This is a genomic window from Acetobacter fallax (assembly GCF_011516735.1).
Taxonomy (GTDB): domain Bacteria; phylum Pseudomonadota; class Alphaproteobacteria; order Acetobacterales; family Acetobacteraceae; genus Acetobacter; species Acetobacter fallax.
The window spans coordinates 1-3,547 of the sequence record NZ_WOSX01000096.1 but is presented as its reverse complement, the minus strand read 5'-3'; the positions used below and the strand labels follow the sequence as shown (position 1 = coordinate 3,547).

Here is a 3,547-nt window from a genome sequence, read left to right as displayed (position 1 = left end):
TGCTCTGTGGGACACCGTCGGCGCTCTGCTTCACGCTTTCACTCCCAGCCAATGCGCCAGTTTCTTTACAGCCACAGGATATGAACCAGATTAAAGTGGAAAAGCTCTAGCATTAAGTACCGGTGATTCTCAGGGCTCCTGCCAGGTCCGCGCAAATTCCGGTTCTGCAAAAGCCATCGTTGCCAGCACAAAACTCAAACCTCCTGATCGCGAACGTCATTCCGGTCAAAGAGCAGCCAGCAGGTCGCCATACAGCCGCTGGTAATAAAAAACAGACTGCCGATCACCACGATAATCGTGGGAACTCCGAAAATAGTTTTTCCGAAGCAACCAACAACCGGAATCATACCCAGCGTTGCCACTGTCGGAAGACCAAGACCAGTCATAAGACGAAGAACCTGCTTCATGGCACGGTGTCCTGCGTCAGAGTTCTGTCTGAAGAACCCGGGAAAGAGCGGTTTGCCGGAAGCTCAGGCCATACCGGACCAATAGCTTTTTCAATCGTCGCCCCGGCAAAGAGACAAAGATCTTCACGGAACCGGTCCGCAACAATCTGCACACCCGTGGGAAGACCGCAGGCAAGACCGGTCGGAACAGACAAACCAGGCAGACCGAACAGCGCCGTTGCCAGCAAAGGAAACTGAGCCTCAAAAACTGCTGTCGCATCCCCGGCCGAACGAAGATCTCTGTCGACCGTGAACGGCGGCACGAACGAAACCGGCAGCAGCAGAATGTCATATGTATTGAGAAACACGGACCATTCACGCGCCATGACAAAACGCTGCCTTAGTCCCGCCTGCAGGTCATCCTGTCCCTGCGATGCCGGCGCGAGTTCCAGCAAACGACGAATGGCTTTACCTCCAAGATCCTCCAGCACACCACGCCCAACACTCAGAGCATCGAGCGAGGCAAGGCTGTACCAAAGTCGCGCAGCCGCCTCGAAATCCGGCGGGACAGCTTCTTCGACACGATAACCGGCATCAATAAGAGCCGCTGCCGCCGCATCCAGCGCCGCAAGAGCAGAGGGATCAGTCGCACCGGCATTCACGCCGCGAAACAGCGCAACACGCCGTCCACATCGGAACGGTTCAGCGTAATCGAGTGGAGCAGGCACAGAACCGGGATCGCGCGGATCGGGACGCATCATGGCGCGCAAAGGCAGCCAGAGATCATCGACACTGCGGGCAAGCGCGCCCTGTGATGCCATGAGCTGGTGCGTAATACCGCGCTCACCTTTCTGGCTCGGCGTGGCCATGGGGATGCGACCTGTCGTCGGGCGCAGACCAGCGACACCACAACAATAAGCCGGATAACGGATCGAGCCGCCAAGATCATTGCCATGTGCAATGGCGCCCATTCCGGTGGCAACGGCCACCGCTGCCCCGCCGCTGGAGCCGCCTGGCGTAACATCATCCCGCCAGGGATTGAGGGTCCGCCCGTAAAGATCATTATCAGTAAACCACCGGAGCGAAAAAGCAGGCGTATTTGTGCGTCCGATGATGACGGCGCCAGCAGCTTTCAGACTGGCAACCTGAGGAGAGTCTTCCGTCGCGATATTATCGCGCAACGCAACAACACCATTCGTCGTCGGGTAACCTTTCTGATCGACATTATCCTTGACGGTGACAGGAACACCATGAAGAAGACCTGCGGAAGCACCATTCCGGAGAGCCCGATCGGCCTCATCAGCGACAGAAAGCGCCTCTCCTGCCATTTCATCCACAACAGCGTTCAGCGTCGGATTGAGCAGACTGATCCGTTCCAGCGCCGCCGAAACACATTCGCGGCTGGAGACATCACGCTTCCGGATGGCGTCCGCCATGCGGGACGCTGACCACAGACAGAGTGAGCTGGACATAAGTGGCTCCCCGGATCATTTGTGCCCGGCGAAGTTAACGTAAGCTCCCACCCACGGCAAACCGGCAGGTTTCCGGCTAAAGAAAAACACTCTGCGGAACATCGCTTCATCGCGTGTCAATCAATAAGGGCCAGACCGCTACGATGGACAACACAATGCGAACAACATGGCTGTCACAACGCGCCTTACCATTATGGTCGGAAAACGGATACGATCCGAAACGCCGGTTGTTTCACGAGCGCCTGACATTCTCCGCAGAACCGGTCAGCATGCCCGCATTGCGTCTGATGGTGCAGGCACGGCAAATCGCAACCTACGCCAGAGCCTCTCTGGACAATATGTTCGACGCCTCAGCGAAAGCCCTCACCTGCTTGGCGGAAGTCGAACGCCGCTATTACCGCGCCGACGGCGACGCCGGATGGATCTTCTCGCTCGCTCCGGACGGCCACCCCGCAGATCGACGCCGCGATCTCTATGCACATGCGTTTATTCTTTTCGCCTATGGCTGGGCTTTCCGGCTGACGGGAGATCCCTCCTTTCTGCGCATCGCCGCCTCCACCACCAGCGATATCGACCGGATTTTCAAAGCATCATCGCATGGCGGATATCTGGATACTGTCCCTGCAAAAGACTCAATTCGCCGACAGAATCCACACATGCACCTTTTCGAAGCATATCTGGTACTGTTCGAAGCAAGCGGCGACGATTCATATCTGCAACGCGCCACCGATCTCGTCACCCTGTGTCTGTCTCACTTCATCGATCCGGACACCGGCACACTCCGCGAAAATTTCGACGCAAGATGGCAGCCCCTTGAAGCCCAGGGCAAAAACCGTGTCGAACCGGGCCACATGTTCGAGTGGTCCTGGCTTCTCAGTGAATATGTGCGCGTGGCCCCCGATACACAAAATACTCACCATATTCAGGCCTGTGCCAGACGACTGTTCGACTCCGGTATGGGGCCGGGCACAGACGCCGGCACACGTCGTGTCCGCGACGCCATGACTGAATCAGGAACAATTCTGGAAACATCAACACGGATATGGCCCCAGACCGAATGTCTGCGGGCTTTGTGCCTCTTTGCCCGGCAAGGCGACACCTGCGCCGCTCAGGCAATAAGCCCGCAGGCTGTCGATTTTTCTGACGCTTATTTGCCGGAAAACCTGAACGGTGGATGGATTGATCGCCTGGATGAAAATGGCCATTCGCTCATGGACCATATGCCCGCCAGCTCGCTTTATCATGTCTATGGCGCATTTTGTGAAATGCCTGAGCAAAGCGCTCCGAATCATCAATGCGCCACCGCCTCATAAAGCCGCTACGACAGCAAATACTTCACCGCTGGCAATACCAGTTGTCAGCATCGACACAATAAAAGCAAAACTCCACCTGATGCCGGTGCTTACCGGCATCTTTCAGGCAGAAATTCCGCTCAGAACAGGTTGGGCAATGCTCTGTCGACACATAATACCAGGGGGGCTGGCCTTTGACCTGTGTGAAGCTGACAGGGGTCCACAGGCCTCCTACACCCCGGTTTATTGATGATAAAGCGGTTTCCAAAGGCTCTGTTGTTGTTACGTGTTGAGGCCTCCTGGCTGGCTGCAGGCGATGAGGATAGAAGCGGGAGCGAGGGTGTTGTGGAGAGCCTCGATCATGCGGCGCCATCCGAGATAGCTTGAGAGATATTTT

General features: G+C 56.5%; 3 protein-coding genes. 1 reads left to right on the top strand and 2 read right to left on the bottom strand.

All coding sequences use genetic code 11. The features are described from left to right. Window positions 1-194: 194 nt before the first annotated feature. Together GOB85_RS18470 and GOB85_RS18465 are read right to left on the bottom strand one after the other, a co-directional pair. Complete coding sequence (locus GOB85_RS18470; RefSeq protein WP_173578833.1) at window positions 195-407, bottom strand: hypothetical protein; 213 nt, start codon at window positions 405-407, stop codon at window positions 195-197. Next, a complete protein-coding gene (locus GOB85_RS18465) occupies window positions 404-1,858 on the bottom strand; it encodes an amidase (RefSeq protein ID WP_173578834.1) in 1,455 nt (484 codons plus the stop codon). Before GOB85_RS18465 ends, GOB85_RS18470 begins: the two co-directional genes overlap by 4 nt. Window positions 1,859-1,971: 113 nt before the next feature. Here GOB85_RS18465 and GOB85_RS18460 point away from each other — a divergent pair, with 113 nt between their 5' ends. Continuing rightward, the gene (locus GOB85_RS18460; RefSeq protein ID WP_338421818.1) at window positions 1,972-3,171 is read left to right on the top strand and encodes an AGE family epimerase/isomerase; all 1,200 of its coding nucleotides are present in this window, start codon (window positions 1,972-1,974) and stop codon (window positions 3,169-3,171) included. The last annotated feature ends 376 nt before the right edge of the window (window positions 3,172-3,547 follow it).

Coding starts and splice junctions, on each gene's coding strand:
- GOB85_RS18465 (WP_173578834.1), bottom strand. CDS start 1,858: ATGTCCAGCTCACTCTGTCTGTGGTCAGCGTCCCGCATGGCGGACGCC.
- GOB85_RS18470 (WP_173578833.1), bottom strand. CDS start 407: ATGAAGCAGGTTCTTCGTCTTATGACTGGTCTTGGTCTTCCGACAGTG.